The sequence below is a fragment of the Mesorhizobium opportunistum WSM2075 genome (assembly GCF_000176035.2).
In the GTDB taxonomy this organism is placed as follows: domain Bacteria; phylum Pseudomonadota; class Alphaproteobacteria; order Rhizobiales; family Rhizobiaceae; genus Mesorhizobium; species Mesorhizobium opportunistum.
In genome coordinates, this window is sequence record NC_015675.1 from 6,378,044 (window position 1) to 6,398,418 (window position 20,375).

Below are 20,375 nucleotides of genomic sequence, written 5' to 3' on the forward strand. Positions count from 1 at the left end.
TCTGCGAGCTAGCAGAAGTTCTGAGTCTGTCTCGCGAGCACGTGGTTGCACACGTCCGTCGGCTCGCCAGAGCCGGCTTTCTTCTCGGCAACGAACAGCGCCCCTGGCCTTCGTACCACCTCGAAGCAGGAGGCTCGGACGGCGGCTTGGTTCAATTATTGGTTGATCTCCTGCCTCACGGCGATGGCCATCACAGACAAGACCTACAGCGACTGGAGGCGATACAGAGCGCGCGGTCCAAGGTGACCGCCTGCTTGTCTTGAAACTTAGTCCCAATGGATCGCGAAGCAGATATGAGCAATTCGACTGGCGGCGGGATCGCGGAGCTTGGCACTTGCGAGTGGCCTCCCCTGGCTGTCGCAGATTCTCGCGTTCACGAGCTGCTTTTAAGACAGGAGCGCCAGGAGAGGACGACCCTCAAGCTTATCGCCTCCGAGAACTTCGCGTCCTCCGCGGTGCTGGAAGCGACCGGGTCTATTTTCACCAACAAGTATGCCGAGGGATATCCTGGCGCACGCTATTACGCCGGAAACGAGATCGTCGATGAGCTTGAGAACCTCGCCATGGATCGATTGAAGGCACTGTTCGGCTGTGAACACGCCAACGTGCAGCCCTATTCCGGCTCCCCGGCCAATCAGGCTGTCTGTCGAGCGCTGTTGTGTCCGGGAGACAAGATGATGGGCTTGACCCTCCCCGAGGGCGGGCATCTGACTCACGGTTGGGCCGTCAACTTCTCCGGCACTGACTATCAGAGAGTCCCGTACGGGCTGCACGAAAAGACACACCAGATTGACCATGACAGCTTGCGCGAGACGGCCAAGCGGGAACGACCGAAGCTCATTTGGGTCGGCGGAACTGCCTATCCGCGTATCTTTGACTACGAGGCAATGGCCGAAATTGCTTCGGAGGTGAACTCCTACCTGGTGGCCGACATCGCCCACATCAGCGGCCTCGTTGTCGCAGGAGTGCACCCCAATCCTGTAGGCCATTGCGATGTGGTCACCAGCACCTCTCACAAATCGATCCGCGGTCCCCGCGGTGGCTTCATATTGTCAAGGAATGAAGACCGCTATCAGGCACTCTATCATTCCAAGAGCAAACACAATCTGGCCAAACGCATAGACCGTGCCGTGTTCCCTCTCCTGCAGGGCGGACCTCACATGAATACGATTGCAGCGCTAGCTGTCGCTCTGCACGAAGCAGGGAATCCGTCCTTCCGTGTGTACGGTCAGCAGATCGTCAACAACGCCAGGGCTCTGGCCCAGGCGCTTCTGGAGCGAGGCTATGAACTCGTCACGGGGGGCACTGACAATCACATGCTGATCCTTGATCTACGGGAACGGCCGCTGTCCGGGAAAGCCTATGCCGAGCGCTTGTCGCAAGCAGGTATCATCACGAATTTCAACATGGTGCCGGGCGACCGGCGGCATCCCGCGCTCACCAGCGGCATTCGGTTAGGCACGCCAGCAGTGACGTCTGTGGGCATGCGCGAGGCGGAAATGCTGCAGATTGCCGCTTTCATCGACCTTGTTTGCCGCCAGCCCGATGATTCGGATGTCCATGCCCGCGTGCGCAGAGACGTTGCCGACTTCTGCGCTGCGTTCGACGTCCCTGGCATCTCCGACAGATAAGATGGCCGGATCGGCTGTCACATTTAATTCCAACGTTTGAAGCGAGGATATTCCATGACCAGACAATTCGTGTTCTCCTCCGAATCCGTCGGCGCGGGACATCCCGACAAGATGGCCGACAATATCTCAGATGGCGTCCTCGATGCGATCCTTCGCAAGGATCCTCTGGCTCGCGTTGCTTGTGAAGCGTTGGTGAAGTCAGGGATGGTCGTTCTGGCTGGCGAGATCACCAGCCACGCGCAGATCGACTACAGCCAAGTTGCCCGCGATATCATTTTGGACATTGGATATGACGACGATGCGATCGGCTTTGACGGCCGGCGTTGCGCGGTGATCTTGGCCCTGACCGAGCAGTCGCCTGACATCAGCCAGGGGGTAGACGAGGGACGAGGGCAGGATCTCGAGCAGGGAGCGGGAGATCAGGGCCTCATGTTCGGGTACGCATGCAACGAGACCGAAACATTGATGCCATTGCCAATCCAACTTGCTCACGATTTGACGAAAAAACAGGCAGAGGTGCGCCAAACCGGACGCCTTGGCTGGCTTCGCCCGGACGTTAAATCTCAGGTGTCCGTCCGCTATGAAGGTTTGCGACCGGTAGCGCTCGATACCATAGTCCTGTCGACGCAGCATGACGATAAGGTCTCACAGGCCGCCGTCCGCGAAGGCGTCATTGAGGAGATCATAAGGCCGGTCTTGCCCCATGACCTGGATACGACGGGAATAAGGTTCCTGGTCAATCCAACCGGCCGGTTCGTGGTCGGCGGGCCGCGAGGCGATTGCGGGCTTACCGGCCGCAAGATCATCGTCGATTCCTACGGCGGCATGGGGCGTCACGGCGGCGGTGCCTTTTCGGGCAAGGACCCGTCCAAGGTTGATCGGTCGGCCGCCTATGCCGCGCGGTACGTCGCAAAAAACGTCGTTGCCAGCGGACTTGCGGAGGTGTGCGAGGTTCAGCTTGCTTACGCGATCGGTGTGGCCGCACCGGTCTCAGTCCTCATCAATACATTCGGAACCGCAAAGATTGATGAAAAAAGGATCGAACGCGCCGTCCTTGAGCTTTTCGATCTCAGGCCGAAAGGCATCATCAAGGCGCTGGATCTCTTACGGCCGATTTACCGCAAGACCGCGACATACGGACACTTCGGCCGCGAAGAGCCGGAGTTCACCTGGGAAAAGACGGACAGAGCTGACGACCTGTCGCGTGAGGCAGGACCCGCAGCTGCTTGATGCGTCGGTATTGGATTCTTTCGGCAAAGGACGACCCATTCCACACTCGAAAGAAACACCCGGCCGGCGTGGCAAGAAGCCGGCTCGGGTTTTTGGCGGAGATTTTGATGCCGGATTATGACGTGCTTTGCATCGGCAATGCCATTGTCGACATCCTCGCCCAGTGCGACGAGGAATTCCTCGAGACCAACGGCATCATCAAGGGCGCGATGAACCTCATCGACACACAACGCGCCGAACTGCTCTACAGCCGCATGGGCCCGGCGATCGAGGCGTCCGGCGGCAGCGCCGGCAACACGGCGGCCGGCGTCGCCAGCTTCGGCGGCCGCGCCGCCTTCTTCGGCAAGGTCTCCAACGATGCGCTGGGCGAAATCTACGCCCACGACATCCATGCGCAGGGCGTCGCCTTCGACACCACGCCGCTCAAGGGAGAGCCGCCGACGGCGCGCTCGATGATCTTCGTCACGCCCGACGGCGAGCGCTCGATGAACACCTATCTCGGCGCCTGCGTCGAGCTTGGGCCGGAGGATGTCGAGGCCGACAAGGCGTCTGGCGCCAAGGTCACCTATTTCGAAGGCTATCTGTGGGACCCGCCGCGCGCCAAGGAAGCGATCCGCCAGACGGCGAAGCTGGCGCACGCAGCAGGCCGCGAAGTGTCGATGACGCTGTCGGATTCGTTCTGCGTCGACCGCTACCGCGACGAATTCCTCGAGCTGATGCGTTCGGGCACGGTCGACATCGTCTTTGCCAACAGCCACGAGATCAAATCGCTCTACCAGACATCCTCGTTCGACGAGGCGCTGGCGCAGATCCGCAAGGATTGCCGGATCGCCGCCGTGACCCGCTCGGAAAAAGGCTCCGTCATCGTGCACGGCGACGAAACCGTGGTGATCAAGGCGACCGCCATCAAGGAACTGGTCGACACGACCGGCGCCGGCGACCTCTACGCCGCCGGCTTCCTGCATGGCTACACGCAAGGCCGCGACCTCAAGACCTGCGGTGATCTTGGCTCACTGGCGGCCGGATTGGTGATCCAGCAGATCGGCCCCAGGCCCCGGCAGAATCTGCGCCGCGAGGCTGAGCAGGCGGGATTGTTGTAGGGGGCATATCGGCAAGGTGCTGCCCACCGAACTTGATGCAGGGCTGTTAAGATAAGCGCGTGTAATTCGAAATGTCGCGTGCCCGTCCGTGAAGGATGGCGGTTTTCTCCAAATTTCCGATTTTGACGGCGCAGAAACATTTACGCTCTTCGGGCTAATACTGTGGCCGATCATGGTGGCCGACAGGCCATTTGCCGAAGTCGCCAGCCAGGATCGTGCGGCTCGCAGATTTGCCGGAGCGGCCAGGCACGGCCTGCGCAAAACTGGAGAGGGCACAAGCGGCTCAGCCCTAGCGCGGCCTTGGACTTGGAAACCGTCGCAGATAAAGTTCACATAAACACAGCCTACCCACTAAGGTCACTGGGGCGAACTCCCCGGGAAGAGGGGCAGAGGCTGTTATCCGCGAGCCAGGAGACCTGCCACGGTGAACACGGGCGGGGTGTCTGGTGGCCGCTGCAGCTCGGCTTTGATGCCGGCCTGCTAGCGCCTTCCTTTTCCCGCCCCAACCATCGGGGTATGGAATGAATGTCTCTCAGCAAGTTCCCATAGCAACGCTTGGCGTGCCGCGTATCGGTCGCCGGCGAGAACTGAAATTCGCGCTCGAAAGCTACTGGTCCAGAAAATCTTCTGCTGCCAACCTTCTGGCGACGGCGAAGGCGCTCCGTGCCGCCAGTTGGAGCAGCGAGACCGCGGCGTGTCGAAAATCCCGTCGAACGATTTCTCACTCTATGACCACGTGCTCGACACGGCAGCAATGGTCGGCGCCGTGCCAGCTCGTTACGGCTGGACAGGCGGCGAGGTGCCGCTCGACATCTACTTCGCGATGGCGCGCGGGACGCAAGGCGATACTGCGGGTTGCGGACACGCCAGTCACGGGCATGCCGTTAAGGGGCAATGCTAACCGCGATGGAAATGACCAAATGGTTTGAAACAAACTATCACTACCTCGTGCCGGAGCTGGCGACGATCATACATTCGCCCTTTCGTCGACGAAACCCGTCGATCACTTCTGGAGGCAAAAGAGCTCGGCATCCATACACGCCCGGTCATCCTTGGACCCGTGACCTTCCTGAAGCTGGCGAAGTCTCCCGACCAGGGTTTCAATCCCATGGCGCTCCTGCCGCGGCTGCTGCCCGTCTACGAGCAACTCCCGCAGAAGCTGGAACTCGCTGGGGCCAACTGGGTGCAGATTGATGAGCCGGCGCTTGTGCTCGATCTTAACCCGAACGAACGAGCTGCCTTCCAAGTCACCTGCCAGCAGCGGTCAACAGACACTTCACCGAGGGGCACGTTTTCGGATGCCGCCTGTGCGTCCGCACTATGAGATATCGCGGTGAGATCGACCATCGAGAGCATCGTGTCGATTGATTGCCTGGCATGTTGCTGACATCGACAACATAGCCACGGCCCCGAGCCGCAAGCTGCGACCCTTTACTCATCCCATGAGTTGAAACTTCGCTGCATCTGGCGTGGCGCTTGCTCCGCTTCCGCTGAGGTTCGCTGGAACTGGATCTTCACGCGCCCCTCGCGGTGGAGTGTTGCTTCGACACCAAGGCAGCCTCGACATACCCATCGGTCCAGAAATCTCAGCTGTGCTCTCCGAACCCCACCTTTCCGTTGTGCGGCTACCAGAGGAGAGGCGCAAGTGGGATCAAAACCAAGGTGTAAGGAGCATCTGATGTCGAACATGATGAAAGCGCTGGTGAAGGCCAAGGCCGAACCAGGCATCTGGATGGAAGAGGTGCCGGTGCCGGAAATCGGCCCTAACGACGTGCTGATCAAGATCAAGAAGACGGCGATCTGCGGCACCGACGTGCACATCTACAATTGGGACCAGTGGGCGCAGAAGACGGTGCCGGTGCCGATGGTGACGGGCCATGAATTCGTCGGCACCGTTGCCGATTTCGGCGCAGCGGTCACCGAATACAAGGTCGGCCAGCGCGTGTCGGGCGAGGGCCACATCGTCTGCGGTCATTGCCGCAACTGTCGCGCCGGGCGAGGGCATCTGTGCCGCAACACGCTCGGCGTCGGCGTCAACCGTCCGGGCGCCTTCGGTGAGTATCTGGCTATCCCGCAGCACAATGTCGTGCCGATCCCCGATGATGTGCCGGACGAGATCGCCGCCATCTTCGATCCGTTGGGCAATGCCGTGCACACGGCACTCTCCTTCGATCTGGTCGGCGAGGACGTGCTGGTCACCGGCGCCGGGCCGATCGGCATCATGGGCGCGCTCGTCGCCCAATGCGTCGGCGCGCGAAAAGTGGTGATCACCGACATCAACCCGGTGCGGCTGGCGCTGGCAAAAAAACTCGGCGTGCAGCACGTCGTCGACGCGTCCAAGGAAAAGCTGCGCGACGTCATGCCGGTGCTCGGTATGACCGAAGGTTTCGATGTCGGCCTTGAAATGTCGGGTGCCGCGCCCGCCTTCCGCGATATGATCGACACCATGAACAATGGCGGCAAGATCGCCATTTTGGGCATTGCACCGACCGGTTTCGAGATCGACTGGAACAAGGTGATCTTCAAGATGCTGCATCTCAAGGGCATCTATGGCCGTGAGATGTTCGAGACCTGGTACAAGATGATCGCGCTGGTGCAGGGGCCGCTGGATGTTTCCGGGCTTATCACGCACCGCATCGGCATCGACGATTTCCAAGCCGGCTTCGATGCGATGAGGAGCGGTAGTTCGGGCAAGGTGGTGATGGACTGGTGAGGCGATTGGCCGGCCTAATGCTGACGGACAGCGCCCTGGCCTGCCGAAGATCTCCAAGGGCGGGAGCATGCAAAACCATGGCTTCATGCCATCAACGAGCGACGCTCAATCGCGCCGCGACGTATCACGGCCCAATCGGACGGCCGCGCCTGTGGCAATTCGCCAGATGGGTCAAGGAACGCTCACTGGCTCCGACGCGATCGCTTGTTTCGCGATGCCTAGGATCGAGGTCGAGGTGTAGTGGGCGTCTCAGTTGGCAAGAGGGGATATGTGATCTCCGGTCGCTTTCCGGTCACCGAATGAAGGTAGGCAACGATCCGATCGATTTCGATTTGCGCTAGCTCTTGGCCAAACTGGGTAGTGCCCATGATGGCGACCGCCTCGCTCAGGTCCCAGACCTTGCCCGAATGAAAGTATAGCGCGGTGATTGCTACGTTGCGCAGCGATGGCACGCGGAAAACATAGGATCCTCTGGCACATTGGTGACGGCAAATCGTCCCTTGTCGTTCTCCGGCAGGATGTCGGCGCCGGGCTTCTCTACGAGGCCGAATGGATATAGCCTTCCCCGCCAATATTGACACCGGAATGGCAGGAGGAGCAGCCCTTTTCCATAAAAGGGCCAGACCGTGTTTCGCTGGGATCAATGGCGGTGTCATCGCCATTGAGGTAGGCCTCGAATGGGTCCGGCGCGACCAGTGTCGCCTCGTAGGATGGCAAGGGCTTGAAGATGGCAGTGCCGTGTCCCTGAGGTCTGGCGGAGGGACTGCTCAGCAAAGCTGTGGCCGCCACAAGCGCAACAGCCACCGCGGGCAATAGAATTTTCATAGATTTCCTTACGAATCTCCACATGCGGCATGCGAACGCCCTGCGCGAGATCCGTTGATCAAGGGAATGGCGCCTGTCGACCAAGATGATCGAGCGGCGGAAACAGTGATTGATGTATCGCCCGACGGCCCCCGATATCAACAGTGGCGGGCGCGCAATCGCTATTTGTTCGCTGAGGGCTTGGTCGGTTCTGTTGCCTGTCGCCCCCACGCTGGCGCAACGCCGACCTGCTTCGTACGCGCAAGGTCTTCCAGGTGCACGGCTCATGGTGCTTACAATTTTTCTGCGTCGTCCTCTCGCAACTCAAACCGACAAGATCGCGACTGAACGGCGGATACCGGGCGCTTATGAACGGCGATTTCCGAGGAGATCAGCGTCGCGACAGCTTGTAACTGGCGCTATAGACCTCGATGTTGGACGAGCACCGAACAATCCTGTCGCGAGATTTGTTGCGTTCATCGGAAATCATCACTAGAAGGCCACGCTCCGTAGACCAATCCACTGGAGAGTTTCATGCCAGAAGAAGACTTCGAAAACGCCAACAACCTCATCGACCTTACCGCGGATGTTGTCTCAGCCTATGTTTCCAACAATCCCGTCCCGGTGGGGGAGCTGCCTGCCCTGATCGGCCAATTGCACGAAGCTTTGAAACGCACGGCGGCCGGTCGCGTCTCCGCACAAGAGCCGACGGCGTTTACGCCGGCCGTCCCGATCAGAAAATCGGTGACGCCGGACTACATTATCTCCCTTGAGGACGGCAAGAAATTCAAATCGCTAAAGCGCCATCTGTCGACCCATTACGGGCTGACACCCGATGAATATCGCGCCAAATGGGGTCTGCCGGCGGACTATCCCATGGTCGCGCCGAACTATGCGGCTGCGCGCTCTGCCCTGGCCAAGACGATGGGACTCGGCCGCAAACCGAAAGAGCCTGAAGTCTCGGCGCCCGAGAAGCGGTCTAGAAAGAAGGTACCAGCGTGACTTCCTCAATCCAGACCCGTTGAGGGGCTGGCAGCTCGGGCATGATGCGAGCGAAAACATAGAAAGGCGGGATCAAATCCCGCCTTTTCCTTGCAGGGCGTGATTACATGCGCGAAGCGGAATGGAATTGACATAGCGCAGGGACACAGGAGACCGCGGCGGTAAAAGGACCAACTTTTCAGCTTGGGACGGAAACTGTTGCAGACCTCTATCCTGAAAGAATATCGCGAGGCTCTCCTGCCTTGGTACACCATCTATCCGACTGTGCCGGAGTTCACCGCCACCGTCAGGCCCGAAAGCTATCAGGAATGGCTAAGAGGTCTGCCGGCTGACGATCCGGTGTCTCTCTATCTCCACATTCCGTTCTGCCGATCGATTTGCTGGTATTGCGGCTTCCCGACCACGATTGCCCGCAATCAGGGTCCGATCCTCGATTATCTGGCCGTTCTGCGTGACGAGATCCGTTTGGTCTGGGAGCAAGTGCAGCAGGGGCTCGTCGTGAACGACGTGCATTTCGGCGGTGGAACCCCGACCCTGATCGGAGCAGCGGAGTTCTTGGCCATGATCCAACTCCTGCGCCGCCGCTTCGCGTTCAGGGAGTCCGCGACAATCGCCGTCGAAATTGACCCGCGCACCTTCACGGCCGAGATTGCCGAAGCAATGGGAGCAGCCAATGTGAGCCGCGCGAGTCTCGGAGTGCAGAGCTTTGATCCGATTGTTCAAAAAGCGATAAACCGCGTCCAGAGCGAGGCGCAGACGGCCGCTGCCGTCGAAGAGCTGCGCCGGCATGGGGTAAGCGGCATCAACGTCGATCTCATTTTCGGTCTTCCGAATCAGACGGTAGAGTCCTGCGTCCAGACTGCGGCGGCAACTGTCGCCATGCGCCCCAACCGGCTTGCGGTGTTCGGCTACGCGCACATTCCATCGGTGATAAAGAATCAGCGCCTGATCGAGACGACTGCGCTGCCGGACAGCGTCGCCCGCGCCGAACAGGCTGCGGCCGTGGCCGAGACGCTGGTCGCCGCCGGCTACCAAGAGATCGGCCTCGACCATTTCGCCTTGCCGGACGACGAACTTACGCTGGCGCAGACCAGTGGTCGGCTACGGCGTAACTCGCTGGGTTACTCGGCCGACACCTGCAAAACCCTGATCGGTTTCGGCGCGTCGGCTATCGGGCGGGTCGGCGAGGGTTACGTCCAGAACGAGGTAACACGTGAGTCCTACAGTCGGCACATAGCAGCTGGCCGTTTGGCGACGTCAAAAGGCTACCGGCTCACAGACGATGACCGCGTGCGAGCCGTGATCATAGAGCGGCTGATGTGCGATTTGCAGGCCGATGTGCCGGCAATTTGTGCGGCCTGTGGATTCGATCCAACTCGCCTTCTCGATTCGGCTGCCGAACGCTTGGCGAAGCTGGCTGAGGATGGGATAGTGGACATTGAAAACGGTTTCATCCGGGTGCGGCAGGAGCATCGTTTCGTAGTTCGCGCTGTTGCTGCCGCATTCGATGCTTTTCTCGACCGGGTTGTCCCACAGCACAGCCAATCAGCGTGAGGTGCCAAAGCGACAAGCTCGTGCCGAACGGCAAGCTCCTAAAACCGCCGCAGGCCCCGGTCACGGCGCCCCCTGCGCGGATTGAAGTGTTTGACGGTCCCGAATGGACGAGCGTGTCGCCGATAACGCGACACAGTCATCGATGGTGACTTGTTTTGCGAGATGCCCGGCCGATCGACGTCTTGTGCTTATGAATACTACTTTCGCAGGCAAGAGCGAAAACGACAAGATCGTCGGCGCGATGATCTCGTGGACGCGCGGCACGGTCGTGTCTTCTCATCAGTGATGAGGATCAACAGTTTTGGAGTTATGGGCAGAAACTACCCTAGCCTTAGCTAATGGCAACGTGGGCAGGACCCGAGAATTCTAAAGCCATCAATATCCGCCAACGCAGCCAGCGCCGGGTGCGTCAAAACATGGCCAGCGACATCGATGACATATTGATGGGTGTCCAGCCGCTCGCATGTCGGACGCTCATAACTGAGATTTTGCTCTGAAACGCGGAGGTGAAGTGTCGTCCGGTCAAATCCTGTCGGCTCAGTGGCCCTGCCCCCGAGCACCCACCACCGCTTAACGTTATGCAGCCCTTCTTCAATTCCTGTTCGCAATATCTGCAGATTGTACAGCTTGGCACCAAGCGCAGGACCAAATGCCGCTATCGAGGGCGAGGCTTAGCGACTAAAGATGTCGCTCCCTTACGGCTCTCTCGCTCGACATTGGGCATGTTCTCGTCGAGCCACCCGGCCACCTCCTGCAAGGCTACGGCGTGGCCAAGCACCTTAGTGATCATCGAGAAACTCGCATCCTTGCTGGCCATCAGGCTATAGCTCAAGACCTTCGGGTACTCGGCGATGACCCTGGGAGACCTCAAGCGCAGGACTTGGTCGAGGTAGAGAGTGGTTCCGACCAGAGAGGTCGTAGCTGGAACGCATGCAACGTCGACGCAGCCATTCTCATATGCTTCGAACAATCCGTCGTTGAACGGAACGAGTTCAACTTGGTCGCCAAAGAGGTCCAGCGAGGCTTGATGGGTCCAGGTCCCCTCAGGGCCAATGTACCCTACCCGCTTGATCGTGGAGATGTCGACCGCTGGAGGTGGCTGAATTGCTGGTTCATTTCCTCGGCACGCTCGATCGATAATGCGTCAGAGCACGGGGCTCGTGAACGAAAATATAGCATTGATCCGCGTGAAGCGAGCGGACCCACAAGAAGCTCGCAGCTTGATCTCATTTGTCCAGATTCGTTCTGATGCGCGCGGTCGCCGTCGGCATCTGCTACGTGAGAATCTACAGCAGAAAAAATAAGAGGCCGGGACCCGCCCCTCTTCACTTGCAAACATCTTGTTTCAGTAGAACTTAGCAGCTTCCTGCAAACCGCAGCCCGGTCAGCGGGAGATCCGTGTTCTTGCCCGCTCCTATGGCGCGGTCAGTGGCACTTCTGCCCGGCTCTTGCCGGGCAGAGGCAGAAAAAGATCAGCCAGCTTTGCTGAGACTGCCTGCGGAGGACTTGCCGGTACGGCGGTCCTGTTCGACCTCGTAGTTGATCTTCTGGCCCTCATTAAGGGTCGAAAGGCCCGCTCGTTCGACAGCGGAAATGTGAACGAAAACGTCCTGACCTCCGTTGTCAGGCTGGATAAAACCGAATCCCTTGGTGCTGTTGAACCACTTCACCGTTCCAGTCGCCATAGTCGTATTCCTTTGTAACCATTCAATGTAGGCAGGCCATAGGCCAGGTCCGCTTCATATCTGAGATTTTAGGGGCAGCAAAAGCGAAAACAGCAAAAGCCCCGGTCAAATCGCAAATCGGCTCGCAAGCTCCATCATGACCGCCCCTCGCGGAAGCGTCTCCCGCGCTGGCGTTCCGAGTGGCAAATACATGTCCTGCAACGCTCCGGTAAATTCCAGACCGCGTCTATCGCTGTTTGGAGTCGTGTTAGGGGACCAGCGATCGGCCGATGTGAGCAGGCGTACGCGGACGACCAGCAACTACAGGCGCGCGCTAACGCCATGATATTCGACATCTCCGAAGGGTAGCTCACCTAGCCACCTTTTTAAGCGGTGAGGGCTTCCCATTCGGGCGGTGTAAGATGTCCGACAATGTCGGATACGTAACATAGCTGAGTCCGACAATCACATCGCCGAAACGGGGTTTTCTCATTTGGCACGGTTCGTGCGCGGTCATCGCGAACACGTCACGGGCCGAGGAGAGTCATCCAATGATCCCAAAAAAATACCGCCTCACGTTTCCCAGATTAGCTCAAAGATGACGCTCGTGTCAGGCCTCGAAACATGTTGATGGCTCATCTGGCTCGGGGCTACCCACCGCCCCACTATCTCCCACTAAAGGGACGAGCACGCAGCACCCTCAACATAAGGGACAACTCACTTTGCCTCAAAACTTGCCCATCGGCCGGTCACGACAAGAGACGCCGTCAGCAAACCTTCAGTCTGGCTCTTTTTGCGACCGCGCTGGCCTTCGTGAGCACCGCTCCGGTTCTGGCGGCTACCGATGACATCAAGGCGACGGCCAATCACGTCGCCGGCGAGTTTGACCGCGCGGTGGCCGAGATCGGTGGCTCGCACGACGCCTTCACCTCCTATGACTATAGTGCCTACTACCCTGGCGCGCGCCGGTCAGATCAGCCAGCCAAGAGGTAACCAAGATGGACGTGCAAGAAACCAAGACAGCATGCCGGGACGCCTTCGCCGAACTGGCGTCGCCAGCGTGCATCCACGACCCGTATCCGTTTATGCGATGGTTGCGCGAGCACGATCCGGTGCATCGCGCGGCCTCGGGCCTCTTTCTGTTGAGCCGCCACGCCGACATTTACTGGGCGCTCACGGCCACGGGCGATGCCTTTCGGGGACCGGCGCCTGGCGAACTGGCGCGCTATTTCCCGCGTGCGGCGACCAGCCTGTCGCTCAATCTAATGGCGTCCACGATAGCGATGAAGGACCCACCGACGCATACGCGTCTGCGCCGGCTGATCTCTCGCGATTTCACCATGCGCCAGATCGACAACCTGCGGCCGAGCATCGCGCGCATCGTCGCAGCGCGCCTGGACGGCATGGCGCCCGCGCTGGAGCGCGGGGAGGCGGTGGATCTGCATCGGGAATTCGCGCTGGCCTTGCCCATGCTGGTCTTCGCCGAACTGTTCGGCCTGCCCCAGGACGACATGTTCGGGCTCGCCGCCGGCATCGGCGCCATTGTGGAAGGCCTGAGCCCGCACGCCAGCGATCCCCAGCTCGCCGCGGCGGACGCAGGCAGCGCCAGGGTGCAGGCCTACTTCGGCGACCTCATACAGCGCAAGCGCACCGATCCCCGCCATGACATCGTGTCGATGCTGGTCGGCGCACACGACGACGATGCCGACACGCTATCGGATGCGGAGTTGATCAGCATGCTGTGGGGCATGCTGCTGGGCGGCTTCACCACCACTGCTGCGGCCATCGACCACGCGGTCCTGGCGATGCTGGCTTATCCCGAACAGCGGCACTGGCTGCAGGGAGACGCCGTGGAGGTGAAGGCATTCGTCGAAGAAGTCCTGCGCCGCGACGCGCCCGTCCTGTTCAGCGCCACTCCGCGTATCGCCCAGCGCGACATCGAACTGGGCGGCGTGGTGATCCCGAAGAACGCGGACGTTCGCGTTCTGATCGCGGCCGGCAATCGCGACCCGGACGGCTTCGCCGATCCCGACCGCTTCGATCCCGCGCGGTTCTACGGCACCAATCCTGGCATGTCGACCGACGGGAAGATCATGCTGAGCTTCGGCCACGGCATCCACTTCTGCCCCGGTGCACAACTGGCCCGGATGCAGTTGGCCGAGAGCCTGCCGCGGATCCAGGCGCGCTTCCCCACGCTGGCATTGGCCGAGCAGCCGACCCGGGAGCCCTCCGCGTTCCTTAGGACGTTCCTTGCGCTGCCGGTGCGGCTGAATGCGCAGGCGGGGGGCTGAGATGCGCGTCGTGGTCGACCAGGATCTGTGCGGAACCACCGGGCAGTGCGTGCTTACGCTGCCGGGCACCTTTCGCCAGCGCGAACCGGACGGCGTGGCTGAAGTGTGCGCGGCGACGGTGCCGCAGGCGTTGCTCGCCGCCGTGCGGCTCGCGGCCAGCCAGTGCCCGGTCGCCGCCATTCGGGTGATAAGCGACGCTGGCGATGACGAGCGCGCCAGCGCCGACGCTGCGCCTTCTCCGGCGGAACCCGAGCGGCATGCCGCGAAAGACCAACGCAATCCAGAAGGACACGATGGGACGGTTTGAAGGCAAGGTGGCCGTGGTGACCGGCGCCAGCGCCGGCATCGGCAAGGCATGCGCCCTCGCCATCGCGCCGAGGGCGGCAGAGTGGTGGTGGCCGACATTGATGGCTCGGCGACCATCGCCTGCACCGCGCAGATCACGGCCGAAGCGGGCCACGCGCTGGCCCTGGCCATGGACATCGCCGATGCGCAGGCGGTGGCAGCGCTGTTCCAGACGGCGGAGCGGCACTTCGGTGAGGTCGACTGCGGTGAACAACGCGAGCTATGCATCTGACCCCGCACGAGCGCGCGATGCTCGACCTGGACCTGGCGGTCTGGGATCAGACCATGGCGACCAATCTGCGCGGCATGCTGCTCTGCTGCGGCACGCCATCCGACGGCTGATTGCCCGCGGCGGTGGCGCGATCGTCAACATGTCGTCGTGCCAGGGCTCAGCGGTGACCCCGCCCAGACGTCCTACCCCGCATCGAAGGCGGCGATGAACACCCTGACGGCCTCGCTCGCCACCCAGTACGGTGATGAGCAGATCCGCTGCAACGCGGTTGCGCCGGGTCTGATCATGACCGAGCGTCTCCTCGCCAAGCTGGACGAGTGCATGCAACGGCATCTGCGCCGGCACCAGCTGCCGCGCGTCGGCCGCCCCGAGGACGTGGCCGCGCTGGTAGCGTTCCTGCTCTCCGACGATGCTGCGTTCATCACCGGCCAGGTCGTGTGCATCGACGGCGGCATGCTGGCGCATGTGCGGACGTACGCGAACGGTGGCAACAGCCGCGCCGCGCGGCCTGCCGGCGACACCGCCGAAGCGGCCGCGGCGCCGCGCTGCTGATGGAGCTGATGGACATGCTGCTCAACCCGCTGAACCGTCGCCACCGGCTGCGGCACGACATCCCGGTCGTGCCCGGCGCTTTCCCCTTGGTCGGGCATCTTCCCGCCATCATCTGCGACCTGCCGCGCCTGCTGCGGCGCGCGGAACGGACGCTGGGCAGCTACTTCTGGCTGGATTTCGGCCCTGCCGGACACCTGATGACCTGCATGGATCCGGACGCGTTCGCACTGCTTCGGCACAAGGACGTGTCCTCGGCGCTGATCGAAGGGATCGCGCCCGAATTGCTTGGTGGAACGATGGTCGCCCAGGACGGCGGCGCGCACCGGCAGGCGCGCGATGCGATCAAGCCGGCGTTCCTGCCCAAGGGGCTGACCCAGGCCGGCATCGGCGACCTGTTCGAGCCCGTCATCCGGGCGCGTGTGCAGGCGTGGCGCGACCGCGGCGACGTAGCCATCCTGCGTGAAACCGGCGACCTGATGCTAAAGCTCATCTTCAGCCTCATGGGAATCCCCGCGCAGGACCTGGCGGGATGGCATCGCAAGTACCGGCAACTGGTGCAGTTGATCGTCGCGCCCCCGATCGACCTGCCCGGACTGCCCTTGCGGCGCGGCCGCGCCGCCCGCGACTGGATCGACGCGCAGTTGCACCAGTTCGTCCGCGACGCGCGCGCGCATGCCGCGCGCACCGGGTTGATCAAGGACATGGTGAGCGCCTTCGATCGCAGCGACGATGCGCTCTCCGATGACGTCCTGGTCGCCAATATCCGCTTGCTGCTGCTTGGCGGTCACGAGACCACCGCCTCGACGATGGCCTGGATGGTGATCGAGCTGGCGCGGCAGCCTGTGCTGTGGGACACCCTGGTCGAAGAGGCGCAACGCGTGGGCGCGGTGCCGACCCGGCACGCGGATCTAGCGCAGTGTCCGGTCGCCGAGGCGCTGTTCCGCGAGACGCTGCGCCTGCATCCGGCGGTCACGCTCCTGCCGCGTCAAGCGCTGCAGGAATTGCAACTCGGCCAATGGCGCATTCCCGCGGGTACCCATCTGTGCATCCCGCTGCTGCATTTCTCGACCTCGGCGCTGCTGCACGAGGCGCCTGATCAGTTCCGCCTGGCGCGATGGCTGCAACGCACGGAGCCGATCCGGCCGGTGGACATGCTGCAGTTCGGTACCGGCCCACACGTCTGCATCGGCTACCACGTGGTATGGCTGGAACTAGTGCAGTTCTGCATCGCCTTGGCGCTGACCATGCACAAGGCCGGGGTGCGGCCGCGGTTGCTGAGCGACGTCGAAAAAGGCCGGCGCTATTACCCGACCGCAAATCCGTCCATGAAAATCCGCATCGGATTCTCATGAGCTGGCATCGCATGCCCCGTGTGGCGAGGCAGCGGCGAGCGACGCGCAGCATTGCTGCACTCGGCGCGCGCGCTCGGTGCGACGCCGGCAACAGCGCGGCGGTCGCCGCTCGCCGTGGCCGTCTCCTGTCAGGTACAAGGACATGAACAACATGCAGGCCGGTTCCAAGCCACATGACGACCGAACTGGCGTTTCCGCGATCGGGGGATTAGGCGCGCAGGCGCGCGGCGCATCCGGCAGGCTGCTGCCGGAGATCTGGATGCAGGACGGCGCAAAGGGGGTCGAACAGGCGCTGGCGCGTCTTCTGTGCGCCGAAGACGATGGCGAGACCGAGCTGATGGCGGCGATGCGCTACGCCACCTTGCATGGCGGGAAGCGCACCCGCGCCTTGCTCTGTCTGGCTGCCGGCGCACTGGCCGATACGCCGGCGCACGTGCTCGAGGACGTCGGCGCCGCCATCGAGATGATCCACGCCTGTACCCTGGTCCACGACGACCTGCCCGCGATGGACAACGACGTGCTTCGCCGCGGCCTTCCGACTGTGCACGTCAAGTTCGGCGAAGCCACTGCGATCCTGGTCGGTGATGCGCTGCAGGCGCACGCCTTCCTCACCCTGGCGAGCCTGGATGCGCCGGGCGACAACCGTATCGCGCTCGTGCGCGAATTGGCGCAGGCGGTGTCCGCCGAGGGTGCCGCAGGCGGGCAGGCCAAGGATCTGTCGCTGGTCGGAAAGCATGTCGAGCTGGACAGGATCGTGGCGATGCACCGGATGAAGAGCGGAGCGCTGGTGCGCGCGTCCGTTCGCATGGGCGCGCTATGCGCCATCACGGAGGATGCCGCGCACGCCGCGCTGTACAGTGCGCTCGATCGCTACAGCGCCTGTTTCGGCCTGGCGCTGCAGGTGGTTGACGACATTCTCGACGCGACAGCGGATGCCGCGGCGCTGGGCAAGACCCCCGGCAAGGACGCGGCGGCGCAGAAGCCGACCTGCGCGTCGATCATGGGGCTGCAAGCAGCGCGCCAGTTTGCGCTGGATCTGTTGCGCGACGCCGGGGAGGCCATCGCCCCGCTGGGGCCGCGTGCGGAACCGTTGGCGCAGATGCTGCAGCGGGCCACCGCGTATCTGTTAAAGCACGCGCCATGCGCATGAGGCGTCCCGTCCGCATGGAGTCGCCCCTGTGCCGCTGCGATCGGCCGGCGGTAGCGGTGGATGCTGCACTCTGTCCGAGATCCCGCGGCGCCGATCGCAGCGGTTGCCCAGCACGGCCGTGGCACGCGGCGCGCTGCGCTAGCCTATTGGGCGAACCGACGCCAGCCGCGCGTCGCCGCGCCGGAGCAGGGCGGCCATCCGGCGCTGCCCACGCGCCTGGCCGCGACGGGCCTGCGGCGACGTGCGCGGCGTCTGCCCGATCGTTCGTCAACCCTTCTGCAGAAGGAACATCCCGCGTGAACGCGCTGTCCGAACAGATCCTTTCCGAATTGCGCCACCTGCTGAGCGAGATGAGCGACGGCGGCAGCGTCGGTCCGTCCGTCTACGACACGGCGCGAGCGCTGCAGTTCCACGGCAACGTCACCGGTCGGCAGGACGCATACGCCTGGCTGATCGCGCAGCAACAGGCCGACGGCGGATGGGGAAGCGCGGACTTCCCGCTGTTTCGCCATGCGCCCACGTGGGCGGCGTTGCTGGCATTGCAGCGCGCTGAGCCTCTTCCCGACGCTGCCGACGCAGTCCAGGCTGCAACCCGGTTCCTCGAGCGCCAGCCGGATCCCTACGCGCATGCGGTGCCGGAAGACGCGCCGATCGGCGCGGAGCTGATCCTGCCGCAGTTGTGCGGCGAGGCCGCATCCTTGCTGGGCAGCGTGGCGTTTCCGCGCCACCCGGCGCTGTTGCCGTTGCGGCAAGCCTGCCTGGTCAAGCTGGGGGCGGGGGCGACGTTGCCGAGCGGCCATCCATTGCTGCACTCCTGGGAAGCCTGGGGGACGTCGCTGACCACCGCATGCCCAGATGAAGACGGCAGCATCGGCATCAGTCCGGCGGCCACCGCCGCGTGGCGTGCGCACGCCGTGGCACAAGGGAGCAGGCCGCAGGTCGGGTGCGCCGACGCGTATCTGCAGGCGGCATCGCGGGCGACGCGCAGCTGCATCGAAGGTGTCGTTCCCAGCGTCTGGCCGATCAATGTGTTTGAGCCATGCTGGTCGCTGTATACCCTGCATCTGGCCGGGCTGTTCGCGCATCCCGCGCTCGCCGAGGCGATGCGCGTGATCGTCGCGCAGCTCGACGCCCGCCTGGGCGTGCGCGGTCTGGGCCCGGCCTTGCACTTCGCGGCCGATGCGGACGACACCGCCGTTGCGTTGTGCGTCCTGCGCCTTGCAGGCCGCGACCCGGCGGTCGATGCGTTGCGCCATTTCGAAATCGGCGAGCTGTTCGTCACCTTTCCCGGAGAGCGCAATGCCTCAGTGTCGACCAACATACATGCCCTGCATGCGTTGCGACTATTGGAAAAGCCCGACGCCGGCACCGGCGCCTACGTCGAGGCCAATCGCAACCCACACGGTCTATGGGACAACGAAAAATGGCACGTTTCGTGGCTGTATCCCACCGCGCATGCGGTCGCTGCGCTGGCGCAAGGCAAGCCCCAGTGGCGCGACGAGCGCGCGCTAGCGGCGCTGCTGCAGGCGCAGCGTGACGACGGCGGCTGGGGCGCCGGTCGCGCGTGCACATTCGAGGAAACCGCCTATGCGCTGTTCGCGTTGCACGTGATGGACGGGAGCGAAGAACCGACAGAGCGCCGGCGCATCGCGCAGGCGGTGGGGCGTGCGCTGGAGTGGATGCTCGCCCGCTATGCGGCGCATGCATTACCGCAGACGCCGCTGTGGATCGGCAAGGAACTGTATTGCCCCATCCGGGTCGTGCGCGTGGCCGAACTCGCCGGGTTGTGGCTGGCGCTTCATTGGGGGCGGCGCGTCCTGGCCGAGGGAGCAGGAGCGCCTCCATGATCCAGACCGAACGCGCGCTGCAGCAGGTGCTGGAGTGGGGGCGTTCCCTGACCGGGTTCGCCGACGAGCATGCGATGGAAGCGGTCAGGGGCGGCCAGTACATCCTGCAGCGCATCCATCCGAGCCTGCGTGAGACCAGCGCCCGCACCGGCCGCGATCCGCAGGACGAAATGCTGATCCTGGCGTTCTATCGCGAACTGGCGCTGCTGTTCTGGCTCGACGATTGCAACGACCTTGGCCTGATCGCGCCGGAGCAGCTCGCCGCGGTGGAGCAGGCGCTGGGGCACGGCGTGCCGTGCGTGCTCCCCGGATTCGAGGGCTGCGTTGTGCTGCGTGCTTCGCTGGCCGCGCTCGCCTACGATCGTCGCGACTATGCTCAGCTTCTCGACGATACCCGGTGCTACTGCGCGGCGCTGCGCGCAGGACACGCTCAGGCGGCAGCGACGGAACGCTGGTCCTACGCCGAGTACCTGCACAACGGCATTGATTCGATCGCCTACGCGAACGTGTTCTCTTGCCTTTCGTTGCTGTGGGGGCTGGACATGGCGAGCTTGCGCGCGCGACCGGCGTTTCGCCAGGTCCTGCGGCTCATCTCCGCGATAGGGCGCCTGCAGAACGATCTGCATGGACGCGACAAGGATAGGTCGGCCGGCGAGGCTGACAACGCGGCGATCCTGTTGCTGGAGCGCTATCCGGCTATGGCTGTGATGGAGTTCCTCAAAGACGAGCTGGCCGGCCATACGCGCATGCTGCACCGGGTGATGGCGGAAGAACGCTTTCCCGCGCCGTGGGGACCGTTGATCGAGGCCATGGCGGCCATACGCGCGCAGTACTACCAGACCTCGACCAGCCGCTACCGCAGCGACGCTTCGAGGGGAGGCCAGCGTGCGCCTGCCTGAACGCGCGGG

At 62.7% G+C, this 20,375-nt stretch carries 15 protein-coding genes and 3 pseudogenes; 15 read left to right on the forward strand and 3 right to left on the reverse strand.

Annotation, left to right across the window (positions count from 1 at the left end):
* Positions 1-293: 293 nt before the first annotated feature.
* The 5 genes and pseudogenes from MESOP_RS30690 to tdh all read left to right on the forward strand — a co-directional run bounded on the left by MESOP_RS30690 (position 294) and on the right by tdh (position 6,674).
* Positions 294-1,631: a serine hydroxymethyltransferase gene (locus tag MESOP_RS30690; protein WP_013533373.1), complete on the forward strand. Its 1,338-nt coding sequence runs from the start codon at positions 294-296 to the stop codon at positions 1,629-1,631.
* A 54-nt stretch (positions 1,632-1,685) separates the two neighbouring features.
* Positions 1,686-2,861, forward strand: a complete 1,176-nt coding sequence (gene metK, locus MESOP_RS30695) for a methionine adenosyltransferase (protein WP_013533374.1) — start codon at positions 1,686-1,688, stop codon at positions 2,859-2,861.
* Positions 2,862-2,968: 107 nt separating this feature from the next.
* Entirely contained in the window at positions 2,969-3,961 is a 993-nt protein-coding gene (locus tag MESOP_RS30700; RefSeq protein WP_013533375.1) for an adenosine kinase, read from the forward strand.
* 521 nt (positions 3,962-4,482) lie between these two features.
* Positions 4,483-5,207, forward strand: a pseudogene (locus MESOP_RS34285) (uroporphyrinogen decarboxylase/cobalamine-independent methonine synthase family protein); the annotation flags it as partial.
* A gap of 432 nt (positions 5,208-5,639) precedes the next feature.
* Positions 5,640-6,674, forward strand: coding sequence for an L-threonine 3-dehydrogenase (gene tdh / locus MESOP_RS30715; RefSeq protein WP_013533376.1), 1,035 nt, complete (start codon positions 5,640-5,642; stop codon positions 6,672-6,674).
* Between the two features lie 218 nt (positions 6,675-6,892).
* Here tdh and MESOP_RS36840 read toward each other — a convergent pair.
* A pseudogene (locus MESOP_RS36840) lies at positions 6,893-7,382 on the reverse strand (cytochrome-c peroxidase); the annotation flags it as partial.
* 630 nt (positions 7,383-8,012) lie between these two features.
* Here MESOP_RS36840 and MESOP_RS30725 point away from each other — a divergent pair.
* Complete coding sequence (locus tag MESOP_RS30725) at positions 8,013-8,480, forward strand: Ros/MucR family transcriptional regulator (RefSeq protein WP_013533377.1); 468 nt, start codon at positions 8,013-8,015, stop codon at positions 8,478-8,480.
* A gap of 198 nt (positions 8,481-8,678) precedes the next feature.
* Positions 8,679-10,034 (forward strand): oxygen-independent coproporphyrinogen III oxidase, encoded by a 1,356-nt coding sequence (hemN, locus tag MESOP_RS30730; protein WP_013533378.1) that lies wholly within the window; start codon positions 8,679-8,681, stop codon positions 10,032-10,034.
* A 655-nt stretch (positions 10,035-10,689) separates the two neighbouring features.
* On the opposite strand, the gene MESOP_RS36845 is transcribed toward hemN, so the two are convergent.
* Both MESOP_RS36845 and MESOP_RS30740 read right to left on the reverse strand, forming a co-directional pair.
* A complete protein-coding gene (locus tag MESOP_RS36845) occupies positions 10,690-11,175 on the reverse strand; it encodes a prephenate dehydratase domain-containing protein (protein WP_081285659.1) in 486 nt (161 codons plus the stop codon).
* 331 nt (positions 11,176-11,506) lie between these two features.
* Positions 11,507-11,719 carry a cold-shock protein gene (locus tag MESOP_RS30740; RefSeq protein ID WP_008874821.1) on the reverse strand — a complete coding sequence of 71 codons (213 nt, stop codon included), beginning with the start codon at positions 11,717-11,719 and terminating at the stop codon, positions 11,507-11,509.
* 792 nt (positions 11,720-12,511) lie between these two features.
* Between MESOP_RS30740 and MESOP_RS36385 the strand changes: the two genes are divergently transcribed.
* From MESOP_RS36385 to MESOP_RS30785, 8 genes and pseudogenes are all read left to right on the forward strand, one after another.
* On the forward strand, positions 12,512-12,691 hold the full coding sequence (locus tag MESOP_RS36385) for a hypothetical protein (RefSeq protein WP_245265020.1): 180 nt from the start codon (positions 12,512-12,514) through the stop codon (positions 12,689-12,691).
* A gap of 5 nt (positions 12,692-12,696) precedes the next feature.
* A complete protein-coding gene (locus tag MESOP_RS30750; protein ID WP_013533380.1) occupies positions 12,697-13,989 on the forward strand; it encodes a cytochrome P450 in 1,293 nt (430 codons plus the stop codon).
* 1 nt (position 13,990) lies between these two features.
* Positions 13,991-14,296: a ferredoxin gene (locus MESOP_RS30755; RefSeq protein WP_013897112.1), complete on the forward strand. Its 306-nt coding sequence runs from the start codon at positions 13,991-13,993 to the stop codon at positions 14,294-14,296.
* Positions 14,283-15,118, forward strand: a pseudogene (locus tag MESOP_RS30760) (SDR family oxidoreductase). The gene MESOP_RS30755 and the pseudogene MESOP_RS30760 overlap by 14 nt, the downstream one beginning before the upstream one ends.
* Before the next feature lie 8 nt (positions 15,119-15,126).
* The gene (locus MESOP_RS30765; protein WP_041163922.1) at positions 15,127-16,470 is read left to right on the forward strand and encodes a cytochrome P450; all 1,344 of its coding nucleotides are present in this window, start codon (positions 15,127-15,129) and stop codon (positions 16,468-16,470) included.
* Between the two features lie 151 nt (positions 16,471-16,621).
* Complete coding sequence (locus MESOP_RS30770; RefSeq protein WP_013533382.1) at positions 16,622-17,620, forward strand: polyprenyl synthetase family protein; 999 nt, start codon at positions 16,622-16,624, stop codon at positions 17,618-17,620.
* A 296-nt stretch (positions 17,621-17,916) separates the two neighbouring features.
* A complete protein-coding gene (locus MESOP_RS30780; protein ID WP_013533383.1) occupies positions 17,917-19,467 on the forward strand; it encodes a hypothetical protein in 1,551 nt (516 codons plus the stop codon).
* Complete coding sequence (locus MESOP_RS30785) at positions 19,464-20,366, forward strand: terpene synthase family protein (protein WP_013533384.1); 903 nt, start codon at positions 19,464-19,466, stop codon at positions 20,364-20,366. The genes MESOP_RS30780 and MESOP_RS30785 overlap by 4 nt, the downstream gene beginning before the upstream one ends.
* Positions 20,367-20,375: the final 9 nt, after the last annotated feature.

Excerpts from the sequence above, each read along its gene's own strand:
- MESOP_RS30690 (WP_013533373.1), top strand. The coding sequence starts at position 294 with ATGAGCAATTCGACTGGCGGCGGGATCGCGGAGCTTGGCACTTGCGAG.
- metK (WP_013533374.1), top strand. The coding sequence starts at position 1,686 with ATGACCAGACAATTCGTGTTCTCCTCCGAATCCGTCGGCGCGGGACAT.
- MESOP_RS30700 (WP_013533375.1), top strand. The coding sequence starts at position 2,969 with ATGCCGGATTATGACGTGCTTTGCATCGGCAATGCCATTGTCGACATC.
- tdh (WP_013533376.1), top strand. The coding sequence starts at position 5,640 with ATGTCGAACATGATGAAAGCGCTGGTGAAGGCCAAGGCCGAACCAGGC.
- MESOP_RS30725 (WP_013533377.1), top strand. The coding sequence starts at position 8,013 with ATGCCAGAAGAAGACTTCGAAAACGCCAACAACCTCATCGACCTTACC.
- MESOP_RS30740 (WP_008874821.1), bottom strand. The coding sequence starts at position 11,719 with ATGGCGACTGGAACGGTGAAGTGGTTCAACAGCACCAAGGGATTCGGT.
- MESOP_RS30750 (WP_013533380.1), top strand. The coding sequence starts at position 12,697 with ATGGACGTGCAAGAAACCAAGACAGCATGCCGGGACGCCTTCGCCGAA.
- MESOP_RS30755 (WP_013897112.1), top strand. The coding sequence starts at position 13,991 with ATGCGCGTCGTGGTCGACCAGGATCTGTGCGGAACCACCGGGCAGTGC.
- MESOP_RS30765 (WP_041163922.1), top strand. The coding sequence starts at position 15,127 with ATGGACATGCTGCTCAACCCGCTGAACCGTCGCCACCGGCTGCGGCAC.
- MESOP_RS30770 (WP_013533382.1), top strand. The coding sequence starts at position 16,622 with ATGCAGGCCGGTTCCAAGCCACATGACGACCGAACTGGCGTTTCCGCG.
- MESOP_RS30785 (WP_013533384.1), top strand. The coding sequence starts at position 19,464 with ATGATCCAGACCGAACGCGCGCTGCAGCAGGTGCTGGAGTGGGGGCGT.